Below are 18,620 nucleotides of genomic sequence, written 5' to 3'. Positions count from 1 at the left end.
GAGAGAGTGGGTTTTGCCAAAACTCAGACTTCGGAGTTCCAAGTTCCCAAACAGACTTGAGAATTCTTCAACCGCAGACTTCAGCGAGTTGCATCTTTTAGATAAAATTGCTGAGCGAGTACCAAAACCCCGATTCCTGACACTGAATCAATCACACCGAATGATGTCGTCATTAGCACAAAAAATCACAATGTAAAAACTGGTTGGCACAAAAGAGGGCAGAGTGGATGAACAACGGCAAAGTAAGAATTTACGAATTATCACGGGAACTAAATTTGGATAATAAAGACATCTTGGCAGTTTGCGAGCGGCTCAATATTTCAGTCAAGAGCCACAGCAGCACAATTACAGAATCCGAAGCAGAGCGCATTCGCAAAACGGCGGAAAAATACGTAGCCAGTAGCCACTCTTCCCCCGGCAAGCCAGCTCCACCCGAAAGAGCAGCCGCGCCATCGAGAGAATCTGGCCCTCACCCTAACGACCAACAAAAAAAGCAGCAAATTTTAGAAATACGCAGTCCAAAAGTACGGCCGGCTGGTGCCTCCTCCCAGCCTGCAGGCAACGAGGAGAACAAAAACCAGCCGGCGGCAACCGTGGCAACTCCTCCCAAGTCGCCTGCTGCTCAACAACTCCAGCCTCCAGCTAAACCAAATATCAATCGACCTGTACTGTCGAAGCCAAATGTCGCTGTGTCGGCGGCTCCGTCAGAAAGAGTGTCGGAAAATGTAGGTGCGATCGCCCCGGAAACCACCGCCCAGGCTCAGGCACCGGCGGCACCTCAACCGCCGTCGTCCAAGGCTCCAGAACGCACCCAGCAACCGCCGATGGCCCCTCCTGCGCCCTCGGCAAAACTCACGTCGCCGCCCGTCAGAGGGGCGTCCGAGTCGGCTAGCCGTACCCCACAAAATCTGGGGAACAAGCCGGTACTCAAACTGGCAAAAACCGAGCAAGAGCAATCAGGACAGTCAGAAACTCTGGAAGCGCCGGCTAAACCGAGCCGCCCCAGCAGACCTGCACCGGGAGGTACCGAATCTCGCGACGCGCGCATACCGCGCCGGGAAGGCCCTGGTGGCCCAGTCAAAACTCCACTGGCCGATCGACCCCAGCCCGGTGGGCCGCGCCGGAGCCTGGCCCCCGCAACGTCAGCTACCGGGCTGCGTAGCCGGGGCGGTGGCACCGGAGCGCTAGGGGATGACACTGATGACAATGAAGAAGATAATACGCCGTTGCTGGAGATTCCTCTCCTCGAAAGGCCCTCCCTCCCTCGTCCTGCCAAAAAGACATCGGTCATTTGGGAAGAAGATGATGACGAAAACTCAGATGCTGCCAAAGCTGCCAAAGCTGTTAAGGCAAAACGTTCTCGCCTCAAACCCATAGACGAGGATGACGATGACTTAGAAAACGGCTTGGATCTCCCAGCACCAGTCACGGTCAGCCTGTCCCTAGCCCGCCCAGCGAAAGCGAAGGGACAAGCAGCACCCAAGTCAACACCAACTCCGGGCGCACCCGGAAGCAGCGGAAAAAATAAGAGACCAGGCCCTTCTCACGATAAAAGTTCTTCAGGTTCGAGCGGGGGACGCGGCAACCGGGGCAAAACAGCCGAAGCTAAGGTAGAACGTCCAGAAAAGCTGCTGCTGAGCAGGCCGATGACCGTTCAAGAACTAGCAGTTACTCTGGCTGTTCCCGAAACCGAAATTATTAAGCGGCTTTTCTCTAAAGGAATTGCGGTAAATATTACCGAAACCCTGGACATTCCAGCGGTGAGGATGGTAGCCGAAGAAATGGGCGTAGAGGTGGAAACCCCAGAAAAAGTAGCCCCAGCTATCAAAGTGATCGAGATGCTGGACGAAGCGGATTTGGAATACCTCGAACGCCGTCCCCCAGTAGTAACGATTATGGGTCACGTGGATCACGGTAAAACTACCTTGCTCGACTCGATCCGCAAAACCAAGGTGGCTCAGGGAGAAGCTGGGGGCATTACCCAGCACATCGGTGCTTACCACGTGGATGTGGTACACGAAGGCAAGAGCCAGCAGGTGGTATTTTTGGATACGCCCGGTCACGAAGCCTTTACAGCGATGCGGGCTCGGGGAACACGGGTTACGGACATCGCCATCTTGGTGGTGGCGGCGGACGACGGCGTGCGACCCCAGACAATTGAAGCGATCAGCCACGCGAAAGCTGCGAAAGTGCCAATTGTCGTGGCTATCAATAAAGTTGACAAGGAGGGTGCTCAGCCGGAACGGGTGAAGCAAGAGCTTACTGAGTACGGCTTGGTGGCAGATGACTGGGGGGGCGATATCACGATGGTTCCAGTCAGCGCGATCCGAGGCGAAAACCTGGATACGCTGTTGGAAATGATTCTGACAGTCGCGGAAATGGAAGACCTCAACGCCAACCCGCACCGACCGGCTAAGGGTACTGTGATTGAAGCTCACCTCGACAAGGCAAGGGGGCCTGTGGCAACTCTGCTGGTTCAGAACGGCACTCTGCGAGTGGGCGATATTGTGGTCGCAGGCTCGGCTTTGGGCAAGGTGCGGGCAATGATCGATGACCGGGGCGATCGCGTAGAACACGCAACTCCATCCTTCGCGGTGGAAGTGCTAGGGCTGCGGGAAGTTCCTCGCGCCGGAGACGAGTTTGATGTCTTCGCAAACGAAAAAGAAGCTGCGGCGATCGCAAGCGGAAGAGCTACCTCCAGACGAGATTCACGCCTGCTGCAAGGCGGCCGGATCAGCCTCAGCGGCTTCTCTCAACAAGCTAAGGAAGGCGTTCTCAAGGAACTCAACTTGATCTTGAAGGCAGATGTCCAAGGCTCCCTCGAAGCAATTGTCGGCGCTCTGACTCAACTTCCTCAAAAAGAAGTTCAACTCCGACTGCTGCTATCTGCTCCTGGGGAAATTACAGAAACGGATATTGACCTCGCAGCAGCCAGTAATGCTGTAATTATCGGGTTCAATACTACTCTGGCCACCGACGCTCGCCTCGCGGCTGACCAAGCTGGCGTAGACGTGCGGGAATACAGCATCATCTACAACCTCTTGGATGACATTCAAGGGGCGATGGAAGGCCTGCTGGAACCCGAATTGGTGGAAGAACCTTTGGGAAGCGTCGAAGTGCGCGCTGTCTTTGCGATCGGTCGCGGGGCTGTGGCTGGATGTATGGTACTCTCTGGCAAAGTCATCCGTAACTGTAAGGTGCGGGTGCGCCGGGGCAACAATGTCGTTTACGAAGGTGTCCTCGACTCCCTAAAACGGATGAAGGAAGATGCCAAGGAAGTCAATGCTGGCTTTGAATGCGGCATTTCCTTGAGCGGGTTTAGCGACTGGGCGGATGGCGATATTATTGAAGCCTACCGGATGGTTACTAAACGCCGGACTCTCTCTCAATAGTTTTGAGTGGTGAGTGTTGAGAGGGAAGAGAATTTTTGAGCGATCGCAACTAAATTGCCGATCGCTCGCAACTCTTCTCTTCACTCAATACTCCTAAAGTCATCACTCGCAACTTTTGTTTTTAACTTATAGCAGAAGCAAGAATCCAGAAGGCAGAAGGTTTTAGTTATCGAGGAGAGAAGGAAGAAGTAAGAAAAGCAAATATATCCACAATTAACAACGTCCTCATCGTCTTGGCTGTTGCTAAAAATTCAAAATTTCAAACTCCAATAAGACTTACGCACCGCAATCGAGTTTCCTCCCAAAATGCTTGGTGTTACTTCTAGAGATGTACTCTTTGCACCAGGTTTATTGCTTAAGAATGCGTCCCCGACTATCAAAACTCAAAATTCAAAACTCATAACTCATAATTATTTTTTAAAGTGCGTTCTTTTTGGTCAGATCCTTTCTTGTGGATTCATCTTTCTGGGGCGGCTGCACTGCCGATATTCCTAGGAGTGTGCTTGCTGGGACTCGCAGTGGGTTCTCCCCTGCTCCCTGTCTGGTTAGAAATATTTTTAGTGGCTGTAGCCGGTATTGTTCCTGTGCTGTGGATGCAGTGGTTCCGCCCTTTTTACATTTTTAGTATTTTAGTTGTGGCGGTGAAACCGCAGAATTTAACTTCGGTGCAGCAGCGGCTTCTGACTCGATTTAAAACTAAGTTAAATCAAGGAATCGCTCTTTTTGTAGCTGTTTTGCTGGCAGTAATTTTGTGGCAACTCTACCGATTGGCTCCCCTCGCGGCAACGGTTGCTCCCTTTCCTCCTTCCTGGCGGTGGGCTGGATTGTTGTTGGCAGTTGCTGCTTTTTTAGCTAGCAATTTGTTTTTGCAGGTGTCTGCTAGTGTCATGGCGGTTTTGCTGACGCCGGAATCAGAATTTGCAGCGACACAGCCTCATGTTTTAGAAAAAATTCGGCAGGATTTTACGATCGCGCCTTGGCAAGTCGATCGACTTTTGCCGGCTTTGGCAGCCGAGACAACTGCCGCTGTGGCTGCAGCGGCAGAGTCAATTGGTTCAGCATCCACAAGAGGGAATTCGTCAGTCGGCAGTATTGTCAACCCAAAACCTGCTGACTCCAACGGCGTTACATCTCTACCCGAAGAGTCGATCGAAAAAAAGTGAAATAAAAAATTAATAAGGGGACAATTGTAGTTTAAGCTACTTTAATTTGTACAGATGTATGCTGTGAAGAAAATAGGTAACACCCCTCTTGTGATAGAGATTATTAATAGTCTTAATATTTAATTTTTAATCGCAGGTTGTGGATATTTTAGGTTGGCTCTTTGGAGAGAAGAATCTATAATAGAGAGTGTCAAGGTCAGCTTTCAATCCTTACAGGGGATTAAAACAGAGGTATAACAATATGGCGAATTATCTACCGATCGCACAAGAACCTCAAGCCGCCGAGCCGATCGAGCTGTGCGAAGATTCTGAAATCTGGGGCAGTCTCAAATCCGCGATCGGCGCAAGTTCAGGATTTCAACGCTGGCAGCTAGAACTCAATTTTGAGCGTCAGCACCAAAATGCCACCCTCGATCAGCAGGTTCGTTCCTATCTGCGAGAAACTTTAGAAACTTTGGCTTATTGAGCGCCGTAAAACCAAATATTGTCACGATTTGTGAACTTTATAGCCCAATTCTGCTGGCATCCCCTCCAATATGCTAACTGAGTACCGATAGTGAGTGTCGAGAGTGAGTGTCGATCGCAACTTCGGAGATCAAATTGCAGGGGACAGTATTTCTCCTTACTTAGTCGGGATTAATTCCCGCATTCTACTTGCAACACACTCTCAGATACATCAAGAGAAAATTAGCCTGAAACCCCCAATACAAAGCGACTGCGGCCGCTATCTATTGACCTGGCTGTTGCCGAAACTCTTTATAATAAGACTGAAGCAAAATAAAATTAATAGTGCGGTTGTGGCGGTACCTCAAACCGTCCCGATCAACCTACTTACACATCTTTTGCATCGTAAGTCCTATTAAATACTTTACAACCAGAGTTGAGGAAAATGCGCTTAGTCATAGTTCAGTATGCCGGCGATTACGCAGAAGCCTTTGATCGTTTAGCCAAAGGTGGAAGCGAAACATACTACGCTCAAAAATATTCTGTTGATGCCGTCACCGAGATGGCAAAACGAGCTGAGTCAGTAACGGTTATTTGCTGCATGACACCCGAATTTAACGATCGGGTTCTAGAAAACGGCGTGCGGGCGATCGGTTGCGGATTTAATTACAAAATTGATACCCAAAAATTGATCGAGTTAATTGCCCAGCAAAAGCCGACTCATTTAGTCATGCGGACGACTTTTCCAGACATTTTTAAGTGGGCAATAAAAAACAAAATTAAAACCATCGCTGTATTTGCAGAATCTATTGCGACAACAACTTGGCGCAATAAATACCGCAACTATTTCCTGTCCCAATTGTTGAATAACAAGCAAATAGAATGGGTTGGAACTTACGGCATTACGTCATCTTTATTGTTCCAACAAATAGGAGTAAAAGCTGATAAAATAATTCCCTGGGACTTTCTCTTAGAGACCAATCCCGGCTCTTTGTCGCCGAAAACAATCCCTGCGGACATCAAAAAAATTCAACTTTTTTACGCTGGTTCGTTAATACAAAGTAAGGGCGTGGGTGATATATTGAGAGCCGTAGCAAAGTTAAGAGAACGGAATAATATATCAGTTCACTTAAAAATGGCAGGTAAAGGTGAAGAGGAGTTTTTTGCCCAGCGAGTCGAAGAGTTACAAATTAAAGATTGTGTAGATTTTCTGGGAATCGTGCCAACTCAGAGTTTAGAACCTTTAATGAGAGAATCCGATCTCGTGTTAGTTACTAGCAGGCACGAGTATCCCGAAGGTTTTCCCCTGACTATTCAGCACGCTTTACGGACTAGAACACCGATAGTAGCTTCAGATCACCCGATGTTTAAAACCCACTTAAAACACGGTATTAATTCGATGATTTTTGAAGCGGGGAACTCTCTGGCTTTAGCAGAATGTATCGAAAAAGTTATTTCGGATTCAGCGCTTTACCACAATCTTTCTGTCGCTTCTCACTCAACCTGGCAGGAGTTGCGTCTGCCTGTCAAATGGGCGGACTTGATCGATCGCTGGCTGGATGATTCTCCTGAAAGCAAACAGTGGTTATTTGAACAACGACTAGCTTCTGCAGCCTATAGCGCGTCGCGTGAGAACCCCGGTATTTCAAGCTCTTGATGAAACGCAGTTGTAGTCTTTAGGCTACCAGTGTTGCGGAGTATTTATTTCTCTGTTCTTCAATATATTTTCGGACGGTTTCAGTTGAGACATTGCCAACACTACCGACAAAATAACTAGGAGTCCACAAGGTAGGCAATTTTCACTATTCAGGAAACTCTTTTCTTAAGTAACTGGAAGCCCTGCCTTTGACTCTTTGCAGGACAAAGCTAGCGACATCAGTCGGGTTAACGTTAACCAATAAATGTACATCCCACATTTTGCAGGTATTTAAATAGAATTGATGGTTATAAATTTAAAAAATTCCAGCCTGAAGTGATTGATCCGTAATCACTTCAGGCTTTTTTGAGTTACAATGAACGAATTAGGGCTTGCTGAATAATCGATCGCAAACTAAGAACAGGAGCTCACGATATATTCAAGCAGAGTTAAAGATGAGTTTTTCCTTCGTCAATGTGAGCAAGTTATAAACGCAGATTATATTAGAGCCAAAAATGGGCATTGTTTTCCACGAACGGCATAAAAACACAAAAAAAACCCATCTTAACCAGGTAGAAAGGTTCATGACTAAAAAAGTGATAGCAATAGCTGTCTGTGAAGTATTATCAAGTTTTGCCATGATGAGATCGAGACTAAATCTGCGTTTACGCAAGCCCCAAATTTTCCCTCAATTGCCTGACGAATCCTCTCATCTTCTAAGGCTTGCTTCTTTTTTTCTTTACTCACAGTTGCTGGGGGTCTTCCCAAGGGTGGCCCACTGATTCTAATTCCTTTTTCTTTGCACCATGCTCGGTTTTCCCGATTTCGGTAAATGCGATCCTCTTCGAGGGCTTCGCTAACGGCATGGACTGATTCACCGATAGTATCCTGTGTAATTTTTAAAGGCTTCAAATGAGTGCTTTTAAGTCTCCTGATTCGTTAAAATTATCCCAGCTCATCCGGTATAAAAATACATATCCTTCACTGCAACTCGCTGATAGTTTTGCTCCAAACTCTACAGGTTTCCCTGCTTTTCCTCTGACAATGGGACGGATGTGCGGTTGGCTTAAACTTACCCCAACTGTCCGATATACTCTGTTTTTTATTTTCAAATAACCAGAGTTGTTGCCGATAGACTTCTGTGACAACTAGCAAGGTTTTATATTGCTTTTTGGTCATACTTTGTAGGGTGGCACCTGATTCAATTAGCTGTTCAATATGAGCGAGGTTTCTTTTAATATATTGCCGTTATTTTTTCAAGGCTGGGATTTTTTTGTTTCGTAATGGTCGTGGTTGTTTGGCTACTGCTAAGTAGTCTTTTCAGGCTATTTTTCGGTAGGTTCTGGGTTTTTTATTAATTTTTACTTTGAGGGACTTATAAAGAATGTCGATGATTTTTTCTGTGTGAATTCTTGCCTTGTTTAATAGTCCTAAGTCGGTGGGGTAGCTAATGTCTGCTGGGGCACAGGTGGCATCTATGATTAATTTTCCTTGATTGGTTGATTCATTTTTTGCGTCTGATTCAAATTTCGACCAAGGAATTAGTTGGGCCATTTTTACCCAACGGTTATCTTCTGATAATCTTCCTTCAAAGGGGAGTTCTTGCGTCGGATGGGGGGCTTGGGGCAAGCTCAGCTTTTTTATACACGATCGCAGGTGGTGATGCACGGCTTTTGACCTATTCTACCTGTTGATCGCTGCGACTTTACTCTCGATCGCGCGATCAAATAACCCAGGCCACGTAACACGCGGGCGATATATTCAGCAACCCCTAAGTATTTCTGTCTAGTTAAACAGCGGGATGCTCCCACTTGGTTTGGTACTTTAGTAGGGTTGAGCTTTTTAGGCATTGGCGCAGCAAAATGCAAAATTAAGGATCGCAAATTAAATAATTTACACTATTGAAAGTGGGATGGGCGTCCCGCCCGTCCTTTATGCACGGGCGGGACGCCCATGCCACAAGAACAATAAAGATTGTAAGTTATTTAATTCTCATTCCTAAGCGCAAGATTTCCTAAGTTAGGTAGGGTGTGCATTAAGTACCTTACGAATAGCTGTTATGCACACCTTACGAATAGCCGCAGTGCCTCACAATTTGCTAACAGTAGAGTAAATTATGGATAGATAAAATGTGCCCAAACATTCCCATCTGGCCCAGCAACTTGATTGACATAACTGTAGGGATACATCAACTTTCTCCCCTCAGTATCGCTGTAACCAGTGAGTGCATCTCCCCAAGGATCTTGCACGATATAACCCTGAGAATTGTAGCCAATGACAGTAAGAATGTGACCGGCAGCAGTAAAATCTCCTGCTAAAACTACTGGCCGCCGATTTAGCAATTCCGATCGCACCTCGGCCCATTTGCGAGTCGTACTAAAACTCGTCTTAAACCCGTAGGCCTGAATCAGCGCCGAAAGCACGCTGTGATCCGTTTGAGATCCCTGGCCGGCATAGTCGAAACACCACTGCAACAACTCATCCTCCAACTGTCCGCCCCACTTAGAACGAAGGCCGTAATAATAAAGCACCATGGCGATCGAAGTTACGTTGCAAGTAGACCAGTCAAAACGCGGATTGTCTCGCTGCGAAAAATACGGCACGTTCAATTCCACATTGTTCGGAACCGGATCGAAAATTTTATCTCCCCGCTTGAACTGAACAAAACTAGGAAAAACATAACCTGTATTGCCCAAATTCGGCAGTTCTTCAGTCAGAGAAACTTTCAGGTGAGATCCTTCCGCACCGTAGCTGTTCACGCCGTAAACTCGACCTAAAGGCAGCGTAGTTTTCTCGGTACTGCTCAGGCTAGAAGAATCTACCGGCCGTTTTTTAAAGACAGTTGCTTGCAGGATTGTCATCGTCAAAGCATCCGCGTCAAAGGGAACTTCTTTGCCGTCTTTTTTAATTTTAACGTCCTGCCAATAAATAAATCCGATATTGCCGAAACCGGGAATAGATTGGGCGAGAGTTACTCGGAAATGCCCCAAAATGCAGGCATAACCAGTAATGGCATAGGTGCTGCCTAAAAGTAGGTCAGCAATTTGATCGGCAGGCAGTTTCGATGAATCTTCGGGTTTAGCTTTAATCTGAGTTGTTTGAGTTACCAAAAGTTGAGCGCCCCCGTTGCTATTGGGTACGTCAGCCAGGTCAAATCTTAGGATTTGAGTACCTTTTGCCAACTGAACGTCGGGTTCATAAAAATAGCCAAAAGTGCCGATCGGCCAAATTGCTGAATCCAGAACCACCTTGAGATGCCCGTCAATAAATCCGTATTTGCTAACGGCCAACGTCTGGCCTGCTTTGACAACAACTTTTTGCTGATTGTTGAGCCTGGAAGAATCAAGAGGAACTACCTTAAACAAAGTGTCAGAAACTATCTTTAAGGTCAAACCTCGTCCGACAGTTAGCGGATCGGAAGTTACGGCAATGTAAATTATTTGGCTGCCAGTAACGTTGCCTTTGCTGTCAGTTGCCCGCAACCTGAGCCACCGAGCTCCAGCTACGCTAAATCCTTTAGACAAATTAACTTGCCAAGTGCTAGTCTCTTGGTTTAGAGTGACGGTTAGGGGAAATTTATCCTCAGCTATCACGTCAATTTTTGCTGCTTGTTGCCGGTCAAAAGTACCCCGAAGGACGATCGGCTGATTTACTAAAACTTCTGACGGCCCTTGATAAGTTAAATTCACAGCGGGATTAAAAGATTTGCCACCGCGGCTGAATTGCACAAAATCGGGATAAATGAAGCCTGTATTGCCAAATTGTGGCAAATTCTCGGTCAGCGAGACTTTAATGTGGCTTTGTTCGATCAAGAATCCGGCAATTCCGTAAATCATTCCCGCCGGCAAGGTAATTTTTTCTTGGGGTGGCAGGCTAGCGGCATTTATCGGCCGCTTTTTAAACACAGTTGTTTTGATGATTGTCATCGTAACTGCATTTCTATCATACTCAATTCCCCTCCCGTCTCGCAAAATTTGGACGTGCAGCCAGTACAGAAATCCCGAAGTTCCTAAGTTAGGAACTGCCCGAGCAAAAGCGACTCTGAAATGGTTTTCCACGCAAGCGTAGCCGAGAAGATTGAAAGTTTCTCCTGGGTTAAATAGTAATTTCTGAGTTGGGCCTAAAGTTCCAGAATCTGCGGGGGTGAACTTTAACCAGGTCTTTTTGATCACCCACAGTAACTGCATTCCAGGAGGCGGGGTCGGCAACTCGGCGCGATCGAATATGAGAATTTTTGCGCCTTTGGTTATGAGTACGTGTTTTTCGTAGAAAAAGCCGGTTTTTCCCACCGGATAAATTGGATTATTTAGTTGAACATTCAGATGTCCGTCTTCTAATTCGTAGTCGCTAACTGGATAAATTTTCCCTGCTGGTATGTCCGCTTTTTGCAGCTCGTTGAGATTGCTGGCGGGCAGTGTTCCGGCTTTGAATTTGGTATCTGTGAGAGTAATTAACGTGAAAATTTGAGCGGGTGCCCCAGAAGCAGGATTAACTTTGATGTTAATTGTTTGTTGGCCGATAACTTTGCCAGTCTTATCAGTTGCCCTCACCTGCACTGTGCGAGTTCCTGCGCTATCGAATCCTTTTTCTAAACTGATGTTCCAAATGCCTCTAGAGAGATTTCTCCCGACATTCAGGGCATTTGAGCCTTCTAATGCTGAAATCGCTGCCACTAGATTTGTGTCAAAAGTGCCAAGTAACACAGCGGCTCTATTGACCTCAATTTCTCGCGGGCCTAAGTAACTCAAAATAATGTTGTTGGTTGTCATTATATATCCCTCTACCTACTTAGTTATTCAGCTAAAGCAAGGATAACTTCTGATTTTATCAGAAGATTGGGTTTAAAACCCCGTCCTTTGAGGACGGCTTTTTCCATTTTTAAGTAAAATAACACATCCATCTAAACAAATGAATATGGTACAATAAGCAGATCAGACAAGATTTAAAAACCTACCCCCGGACTGGGGGAAAGTCTACGCCCAAAACATTCACAGAGGAGATATGACTACACACCTATGTGCTTTTCGTGGTCAGCCTGGGAACCCTATTACTAGGGATATTAAGATCGAAATGTCTTAAGAATCCTCGTGCCTTCAGGGCGAGGAGTGTCAACAAACACAATGACTCGAACCAGGACAAAATCGCCCCTAGATTCAGCCTACGGGCGGTTAATGCCTTTTCCAGCATAAGTTTTTAACTATTGGCGGGAGTTGCGCCACAAATCTAACTTTAGACGTACCATAAGCACCTTAACCGAATATATGCCTGGTTGAGCTGATTTGTGGTGCAAGTTTTGAGGGAAGGAATTTAATTCGAGTCGGTTGTTTCCCCCTGTACCCTTGACCCCTCACTTGCTGAGTCAATCGATTGCGCGATTTTAGATTTTAGATTTTAGATTTTAGAATTGAAGCATTGACTTGCGCGAGATGAATGCGGGGGCTTGTATCCTGGATGCTTTCGGTCAATCGATTGCGCGATTTTAGATTTTAGATTTTAGATTTTAGATTTGAAGGATTGACTTGCGCGAGATGAATCCGGGGGCTTGTATCCTGGATGCTTTCGGTCAGGACTTACGAAAAAAACCCGGTTCCTAGGAGAATATTGCTTATAGCAACGAGGCATCTAGGAAGAAACCGGGTTTTTAGCCGTTTGGTGCGTGCAGGAAGGTTAGCGCGATCGGCTAAACTTCGGCTAAACTTCGACTAAACTATGGTGACGAGAATATCTTGAGCGTGAGTGTCAACTTTCATGGTTTCGCCCTCATAAACTTGAATGATTTTGCCGGTACCGTCGATGACGAAAGTAACGCGCTTGGCATAATCGCCTTTCTCGACATCGTAAGCTTTGGTAATCGTGCCATCAACATCTGCTAAAAGCTGGAAAGGCAAACCGTATTTCTCTGTGAACTTTTGGTGCGATTCCTCGTTGTCGCGGCTGACACCGAGAACTACTATATCTTTGCCCTTGTATTCTTCATGGGCTGCTTTGAAGCTTTGGGCTTGTCTGGTGCAGCCGGGGGTGTCATCTTTGGGGTAGAAATACAAGATTACGGTTTTACCTGCGAATTGGGACAGGGAGACGGTGTTGCCGTTGGTGTCTTTGGCGGTAAACTGAGGGGCAGCGCACCCAACTGGTAATGTCATAGTTTTGTTTTTCTTGGGATTTACCAACCTATTTTAGTTGATTTTGTGCTACTACCGTCAATGTTTTGAATGCGAGGTTCGGGATTGAGTTCATCCCAAGGAAAATTTGCGCTTGGAAATAGTTCGATTGGGCGATTTTCTGCGTTGACTTGCGGGCGATCGCGTGTTAGATTATCCGTGTGTTTTCCTGATTTGCCGACTCGCTGAAAATTAATTTAGCAAATAATATATGATTGATTTCTACACTGTGATTATCAGAAAAAGTGCTGATTATTGGGTTTCTTTGTGTTTGGAAAATGGCTTGGTGGGACAAGGCAATACTCCAGAACAATCTATTGATAAACTCAAACAAGCTATTGAGTCATTTTCCGAAGTCTATGAATCCGAGTCTGATGTTTATCTCAGCCCTCTTTCTATTAATGAGTTACACGAGTTTCTAACTTTAGAAGATGCCGAAGCCTCAGACACTTATGAACTAAGAAAAGTTTATGCCTAAAAACCTTCCATCTTTAAAACCTAAAGCATTAATTAAGATTTTAGAAGAAAACGGATGTCAGTTTTACCGAGAGGGGAAAGGGGATCACCGTTTGTATATGCGTGAAATTGAAGACCGAAAAAGGATTGTTCCGATTGATATGGGTGCTGGGGAAATGTCACCAGCTTATGTGTTGCGGATTTTCAGGCAATTTGGGTTTACCGATCCAGAAATTGAGGGGATGATTAGTTAAGTCCGCATTAATATGCTCCCTGGTTGGCTGTTTCAACATTGGGAGTAGCCGTCTTTGCGACTCAGAAAAGCGATCGCCTAAAATGGCTTTTACAGCCAAACTCGTCTAGCCTGTCCTAAAATAGAAGACACATCCTATATTAATTCCCTACCATGTCGATCGCCGTCATTAAAGAACATATCGAAATCACCCCAGGAATCTGTGGGAGAAAACCCCGTATCGCCGGACATCGCATCCGAGTTCAGGATATAGTTGTTTGGCACGAACAAATGGGAATGTCACCAGACGAAATTTTGTATCACTATCCGAGTATTACTTTATCTGATATCTATGCAGCTTTAGCCTATTATCACGATCGTCGAGATGAAATTCGCTCTGCAATCGAAGCAGATGCAGAATTTGCCAGCCAATTGAAAGCTCAAAACCCATCGCTCTTGCAACAAAAATTAAAAAATCGTCTGTAATTAATTCACTGGGATTTTATACAACAGGTGGCAAACAGGGAGCGACAACAGGTAATCCCTCAGTTTCTCGCTGTGCAACTTCAAAGTTTAATTCTAATAGAAACTTTAAGGGGTCTTGGTTTGTTTTGATATCGTAGGCTTTGCAAACGAGTTGGTCTAATTGGGCGTGGAGTTTGGCGAGTTGGCTGGCAGGTTCATTAAAAAACTCGTTGTATAATTGGGTAATACCACACTGTTTGCGCTCCATATACTCTGTACGATAGTTATGGAGAACCTGCATAGCTGCTCGAATTTCAGTTTTGGTTTTTTCTGGGCAATTTTGGGGAAAGGGAAAGGTTTCAAAACAGGTGTTGTGAGTGTAAGAAATATCGGCTTTAAGTGTTGATTTTTGTGCGTGCATCCAAATCTGATGAGTGCTAGATGTGAGTATTCCCAAAATATAAAAGTCGTCGCAGGTAACAACTCGCGTTCTAGCATTAGGTAGCCATTCAATAGGACAAGGAAGAAAAATTGCCCATTTCGATGTCTGAGTAACTGCAAAGTATTGAGAAACCGATTTTAGGGCTTGACGCATTGCGGGTCTTCGTTCTCCAAATTGCCACCAGTATTTTTGATAAACCTTTCTACGATTCAAATCTCTTTCTGGTTTCACTCTCATTTTAACCCATTGAAAAGGCTGGACATATTCACTTGCCTCTTCAATGCTCATGTCATTAAAGTCGATAATCAAATTTTTTAGACCTCTGTAGGGGTTGTTGGCTACGAGGTCATTACCTTCTAGAAAAGGACGAATTACTTCCCGATTTTTGGGATTGACTTTATTCCATGCTTCTGCTTGCTCCAATGACACAATAAAGCCCGTACCTACAGGAGTTATACCTGCAAAACATCGATTCAAATTTGTCTTCAGTCGCACTGCTTGGGTAACATCAACTTCAGCTTTTAGAGAAGAGTTAATGTTTGAGACAATTGTGTGATCGATACGGTAGGTTAATTCTTGAGCATCAGAGGTTTTGAGCCAGTTGATAATGCTAATATGTACTTTAGCTTCACCAGACCAAGGTTGTGTGGAGATGGCATCGTAAATGCAGCCGCCATTTTGGGCAATGTAATCTAGGGCAGCTTTACGACTTTTACCCTGAGAAATGGAATTGGTGGCGACTAAACCAGCGCGGCAATTTTCTCCTAAATGTTGATGGGCAAGACGGAACCAATAGGTGCAAAAATCCACAGAATCTTTTACTTCAGGAAATTTAGCAAAGATGCGATCGATATATTCATCACCCAAAACCAAGCGCATCTGCTTACCACCCAAAAAGGGAGGATTGCCAATAATTACATTAACTTGTTCCCACTCGCAAAACAGAGCATCATCACAGCGGATATTGCGATCGAGATTATCGAGCGGCAATGCTTGCTCTAGTTCCAATGCCAGGTTCAACTGTACCGTATTGAGCAACTGGTTTTCTTCATCTAAGGCTAACTTTTTGGCAAGCATCAGCGTCACTTTTGCCAATTCCACGGCAAAGGGTTTGATGTCAATGCCGTAAAACTGGCTTGTCTTCACCAGCGACATCGTACCTATCGCATTAGCAGCACGAGAGAAATTTTCATGAATTTTAGTTAGCAGTTGTGCCTCTAGTCGCTTCAGTTCCCGATAAGCAACATAGAGAAAATTACCGCTGCCGCAAGCTGGATCGAGAACTTTGAAATCAAGTAATTCTTGCCGCAGTGCCAACAAATCTTTGAGCGTCTTCGCAGCTTCAATCCGTTCTCGCCACGGGCGGATAATCGTAGGCAAAACCACTTTTTGAATGTCTGCCTCGCTGGTATAATGAGCACCCAAGGCATGACGTTCCTCTTTGCCCATACTGGACTCAAACAACGCACCAAAAATCGCAGGTTCTACCTTTGACCACCGTTCCTTTGCTGCCTCCAATAGCAGATCGATTTCGCTGCGAGTCAGGGCGATGGGTTCAACAACTGAGAAGATACCGCCATTAAAATAGGATACATCTCGATAGCGGCTGTCTTTAGGTGCGGGGCGATCGCTCCCCATTTGCCGAAACAATCCCCCAATTAAATCGTAGGAACTAACTCGATTCATCTGGCAATCACCTAAAAACTCGGTGAATAAACCGCGCGGCAACAAATCGATATCTTCAGCAAACAATGCTACTACACACTGAAGGATAAACCTTTGAGCCGTTTCTACTTTTTCGCCGCGCTCTACCAAGCGATTGAAAACTAGAGCAACTTTGTCAGCGGCAGTTCGCGTTACATCAATTTTATTGTTATTGAATAAAGGCTGGCGATTTTCGGGGAAAAGAAAGTTTAAGGCTGTGAAGCGATCGGGTATCTCTTCGAGATTTATGCGATCTACCGGTTCCCGCAGTTGTAAATCGAAGTCATAAATCCAAAATTCATCAAAGTTGCAAAGAACCACATATTTGGGACGTTGCGGCACTAGCTCCAGCCAGTATTCAAAGGCTTGTTGATAGTGTTTTTCCAGTCTTTCGCCCCGTTTTTTCATCTCCAGCAACAACCTGGGCCGCCACAGCAAATCGGCAAATTTCGTAGTTTTGCCTTTCGCCTTTACTCGAAATTCTAGTTCGGCTCCCGCTTCCTTGTAGCCTAGATGACCGAAGGCTTGAAACAGGCGATCGCAGAATACCTGTGCCTCGCCTTTTTCGTCTCCATTCAAAGTACGGACGTATTCAACAAACCTGTTGATATTATTTAGTGTATCGGTCATAATAAGTGTAAAATTAGGATCGATAGGGTGAATCAGCCCGCTCGGATATCTGTAACAATTAAAAATATAGTACCTGTTCAGAGGTTTTTTGAATGACTTTTATTCCATCTGAAGCGTTTAAATCTATTAGTTATCCCGATCGCACTGTCAAAAGAGCCGATCGCGCGGTCCGGTGCAGCCCTTTTCAATTACACTTCTTCCAGACCATCCGCGATAACAGTGTTTTCCTAACTGCGATCGCATCTAATTCCGGTGTCGAAAGCGGGTACACCCGATCGCCCGTATCCGAACTCGTAGCCGAAAACTCGCTACTGTGGCTTATCCAAGTCGGCGTACTGCGGCGGGAAGTAGACGGACAAGGGATTACCGACAGTTTTCGCCTCACGCCCCTGGGCCGCCAACTCGTGGAAAAATGGGAACAGGAAGGACAGGGAGTGCCGGATGCTTCGTTGTGCGATCGTATGGGAAATGCCGTTAGCCGCGGATTGGGAGTATTTCTTTAAGCGTTTATTGCTTGTCCCAGTCCGACAGTCCGACAGTCCGACAGTCCGACAGTCCGACAGTCCGACATTCCGACAGTCCGACAGTCCGACATTCCGACAGTCCGACAGTCCGACAATCCGACAATCCGACAGTCCGACAGTCCGACAATCCGACAATCCGACAGTCCGACAATCCGACAGTCCGACAGTCCGACAGTCCGACAGTCCGACAGTCCGACAGTCCGACAGTCCGACAGGGAATGAATTCCCTGTCTCATAGCGAAAGTCGGTTAAAACCGACTGCAAGTCTAAATTCAATTCGATGTTGAGTTTCGCATAAAAGCGACTGCAAGTCTCAATTTAACTTGATGTTGAGTTTCGCATTGCACGTTAATCAACCTCCTCAGTCCTCTTGCAGAGGACTTGCGCTATGAGACAGGGATTTCAATCCCTGTCGGACTGCAAGTGTCAATTCAATTCGATGTTGAGTTTCGCATAAAAGCGACTGCAAGTCTCAATTTAACTCGATGTTGAGTTTCGCATTTCACGTTAATCAACCTCCTCAGTCCTCTTGCAGAGGACTTGCGCTATGAGACAGGGATTTCAATCCCTGTCGGACTCGCCGTCAAACGAGTTAGACCCCTTAAAGCCGTCAAGCGAAGGACAGGGTTTTAGACCCATTTTCTTGATAAATTAAATGCCCGATCGCTTAACTAATACAAATTAAACTTAAATCAACTTAAAATAATGGTTCAAACCGCTTCTAAACCTTTGAGTCTCGATGAATTTCTCCAACTGTCGGAAACCAAACCCGCCAGCGAATTCATCGATGGTCAGATTATCCAGAAACCTATGCCCCAAGGAAAACACAGCACAATTCAAAGCGATTTGGGTGCTGACATTAACCGGGTACTCAAACCCCAACGCATCGCCCGCGCCTATTCAGAATTGCGCTGTACCTTTGGTGGTCGATCGACAGTACCGAATCTTGCAGTCTTTACCTGGGAACGCATTCCCCGCGATGAAAACGGCGAAGTAGCCAACACTTTCGCCCTCGCCCCCGACTGGACAATCGAAATTCTTTCCCCCGACCAAAGTCAAACTAAAGTCGTCCGCAACATTCTCCACAGTCTCGGCCACGGAACCCAGATGGGCTGGTTGATTGACCCGGAAGAAGAACTGGTATTTGTCTATTTTGCCGATCGCACTTTAGCAGTTTTTGAAGAACGGGGCGATCGCATCCCCGTTCCAACCTTTGCCGAATCCTTCAATCTCACCGTCGGTGAAATGTTCAGTTGGCTGACTGAGTAGCGCAACCTTGATTTATGAAGGATTTTTTAACCGCAGAGGGCGCAGAGGGCGCAGAGGAGGAGAAGAGAGAGAGCTCTACGGATTTGGTTCGATCTAATGTGC

General features: G+C 46.0%; 13 protein-coding genes and 2 pseudogenes. 9 read left to right on the top strand and 6 right to left on the bottom strand.

Features of this window, described 5'->3' with window-relative positions; all coding sequences use genetic code 11:
• The first annotated feature begins 227 nt into the window (after nucleotides 1-227).
• The 4 genes from infB (at nucleotide 228) to QT984_RS05295 (ending at nucleotide 6,656) form a co-directional block, all read left to right on the top strand.
• Nucleotides 228-3,392, top strand: a complete 3,165-nt coding sequence (gene infB / locus QT984_RS05310) for a translation initiation factor IF-2 (protein ID WP_333057839.1) — start codon at nucleotides 228-230, stop codon at nucleotides 3,390-3,392.
• A 422-nt stretch (nucleotides 3,393-3,814) separates the two neighbouring features.
• Nucleotides 3,815-4,555 carry a low-complexity tail membrane protein gene (locus tag QT984_RS05305; protein ID WP_333208484.1) on the top strand — a complete coding sequence of 247 codons (741 nt, stop codon included), beginning with the start codon at nucleotides 3,815-3,817 and terminating at the stop codon, nucleotides 4,553-4,555.
• A gap of 241 nt (nucleotides 4,556-4,796) precedes the next feature.
• Nucleotides 4,797-5,021 carry a hypothetical protein gene (locus QT984_RS05300; RefSeq protein WP_333057837.1) on the top strand — a complete coding sequence of 75 codons (225 nt, stop codon included), beginning with the start codon at nucleotides 4,797-4,799 and terminating at the stop codon, nucleotides 5,019-5,021.
• Nucleotides 5,022-5,444: 423 nt separating this feature from the next.
• The gene (locus QT984_RS05295) at nucleotides 5,445-6,656 is read left to right on the top strand and encodes a glycosyltransferase family 4 protein (protein WP_333057836.1); all 1,212 of its coding nucleotides are present in this window, start codon (nucleotides 5,445-5,447) and stop codon (nucleotides 6,654-6,656) included.
• A 19-nt stretch (nucleotides 6,657-6,675) separates the two neighbouring features.
• Here the strand turns inward: QT984_RS05295 and tnpA are convergent.
• From tnpA to QT984_RS05275, 4 genes and pseudogenes are all read right to left on the bottom strand, one after another.
• Nucleotides 6,676-6,906: pseudogene (tnpA, locus tag QT984_RS05290) on the bottom strand (IS200/IS605 family transposase); the annotation flags it as partial.
• 168 nt (nucleotides 6,907-7,074) lie between these two features.
• A pseudogene (locus QT984_RS05285) lies at nucleotides 7,075-8,279 on the bottom strand (transposase).
• Between the two features lie 470 nt (nucleotides 8,280-8,749).
• Nucleotides 8,750-11,404: a C39 family peptidase gene (locus QT984_RS05280; protein ID WP_333058607.1), complete on the bottom strand. Its 2,655-nt coding sequence runs from the start codon at nucleotides 11,402-11,404 to the stop codon at nucleotides 8,750-8,752.
• A 933-nt stretch (nucleotides 11,405-12,337) separates the two neighbouring features.
• The gene (locus tag QT984_RS05275) at nucleotides 12,338-12,778 is read right to left on the bottom strand and encodes a peroxiredoxin (protein WP_172192900.1); all 441 of its coding nucleotides are present in this window, start codon (nucleotides 12,776-12,778) and stop codon (nucleotides 12,338-12,340) included.
• A gap of 229 nt (nucleotides 12,779-13,007) precedes the next feature.
• On the opposite strand from QT984_RS05275, the gene QT984_RS05270 reads away from it, so the two are divergent.
• The 3 genes from QT984_RS05270 to QT984_RS05260 all read left to right on the top strand — a co-directional run bounded on the left by QT984_RS05270 (nucleotide 13,008) and on the right by QT984_RS05260 (nucleotide 13,970).
• On the top strand, nucleotides 13,008-13,274 hold the full coding sequence (locus QT984_RS05270) for a type II toxin-antitoxin system HicB family antitoxin (protein WP_228050329.1): 267 nt from the start codon (nucleotides 13,008-13,010) through the stop codon (nucleotides 13,272-13,274).
• Nucleotides 13,267-13,506, top strand: coding sequence for a type II toxin-antitoxin system HicA family toxin (locus tag QT984_RS05265; RefSeq protein WP_190662701.1), 240 nt, complete (start codon nucleotides 13,267-13,269; stop codon nucleotides 13,504-13,506). The genes QT984_RS05270 and QT984_RS05265 overlap by 8 nt, the downstream gene beginning before the upstream one ends.
• Nucleotides 13,507-13,658: 152 nt before the next feature.
• Complete coding sequence (locus QT984_RS05260) at nucleotides 13,659-13,970, top strand: DUF433 domain-containing protein (RefSeq protein ID WP_333056195.1); 312 nt, start codon at nucleotides 13,659-13,661, stop codon at nucleotides 13,968-13,970.
• A gap of 16 nt (nucleotides 13,971-13,986) precedes the next feature.
• Here the strand turns inward: QT984_RS05260 and QT984_RS05255 are convergent, their stop codons facing one another.
• Nucleotides 13,987-16,725, bottom strand: coding sequence for a DNA methyltransferase (locus tag QT984_RS05255; protein ID WP_333373429.1), 2,739 nt, complete (start codon nucleotides 16,723-16,725; stop codon nucleotides 13,987-13,989).
• Between the two features lie 92 nt (nucleotides 16,726-16,817).
• On the opposite strand from QT984_RS05255, the gene QT984_RS05250 reads away from it, so the two are divergent.
• On the top strand, nucleotides 16,818-17,228 hold the full coding sequence (locus tag QT984_RS05250) for an Npun_F0494 family protein (RefSeq protein WP_333168711.1): 411 nt from the start codon (nucleotides 16,818-16,820) through the stop codon (nucleotides 17,226-17,228).
• On the opposite strand, the gene QT984_RS05245 is transcribed toward QT984_RS05250, so the two are convergent.
• Complete coding sequence (locus QT984_RS05245) at nucleotides 17,225-17,485, bottom strand: hypothetical protein (RefSeq protein WP_333373426.1); 261 nt, start codon at nucleotides 17,483-17,485, stop codon at nucleotides 17,225-17,227. The genes QT984_RS05250 and QT984_RS05245 overlap by 4 nt on opposite strands.
• A gap of 469 nt (nucleotides 17,486-17,954) precedes the next feature.
• Between QT984_RS05245 and QT984_RS05240 the strand changes: the two genes are divergently transcribed.
• On the top strand, nucleotides 17,955-18,518 hold the full coding sequence (locus QT984_RS05240; RefSeq protein WP_333056191.1) for a Uma2 family endonuclease: 564 nt from the start codon (nucleotides 17,955-17,957) through the stop codon (nucleotides 18,516-18,518).
• Nucleotides 18,519-18,620: the final 102 nt, after the last annotated feature.

The organism is Microcoleus sp. Z1_B2 (genome assembly GCF_036700325.1).
GTDB lineage: Bacteria > Cyanobacteriota > Cyanobacteriia > Cyanobacteriales > Microcoleaceae > Microcoleus.
This window is presented reverse-complemented; position numbering and strand designations above follow the sequence as displayed.

Bases quoted from the DNA above. Each gene is read 5' to 3' on its own strand.
- infB (WP_333057839.1), top strand. From the start codon at position 228: ATGAACAACGGCAAAGTAAGAATTTACGAATTATCACGGGAACTAAAT.
- QT984_RS05300 (WP_333057837.1), top strand. From the start codon at position 4,797: ATGGCGAATTATCTACCGATCGCACAAGAACCTCAAGCCGCCGAGCCG.
- QT984_RS05295 (WP_333057836.1), top strand. From the start codon at position 5,445: ATGCGCTTAGTCATAGTTCAGTATGCCGGCGATTACGCAGAAGCCTTT.
- QT984_RS05280 (WP_333058607.1), bottom strand. From the start codon at position 11,404: ATGACAACCAACAACATTATTTTGAGTTACTTAGGCCCGCGAGAAATT.
- QT984_RS05275 (WP_172192900.1), bottom strand. From the start codon at position 12,778: ATGACATTACCAGTTGGGTGCGCTGCCCCTCAGTTTACCGCCAAAGAC.
- QT984_RS05270 (WP_228050329.1), top strand. From the start codon at position 13,008: ATGATTGATTTCTACACTGTGATTATCAGAAAAAGTGCTGATTATTGG.
- QT984_RS05265 (WP_190662701.1), top strand. From the start codon at position 13,267: ATGCCTAAAAACCTTCCATCTTTAAAACCTAAAGCATTAATTAAGATT.
- QT984_RS05260 (WP_333056195.1), top strand. From the start codon at position 13,659: ATGTCGATCGCCGTCATTAAAGAACATATCGAAATCACCCCAGGAATC.
- QT984_RS05255 (WP_333373429.1), bottom strand. From the start codon at position 16,725: ATGACCGATACACTAAATAATATCAACAGGTTTGTTGAATACGTCCGT.
- QT984_RS05250 (WP_333168711.1), top strand. From the start codon at position 16,818: ATGACTTTTATTCCATCTGAAGCGTTTAAATCTATTAGTTATCCCGAT.
- QT984_RS05245 (WP_333373426.1), bottom strand. From the start codon at position 17,485: ATGAGACAGGGAATTCATTCCCTGTCGGACTGTCGGACTGTCGGACTG.
- QT984_RS05240 (WP_333056191.1), top strand. From the start codon at position 17,955: ATGGTTCAAACCGCTTCTAAACCTTTGAGTCTCGATGAATTTCTCCAA.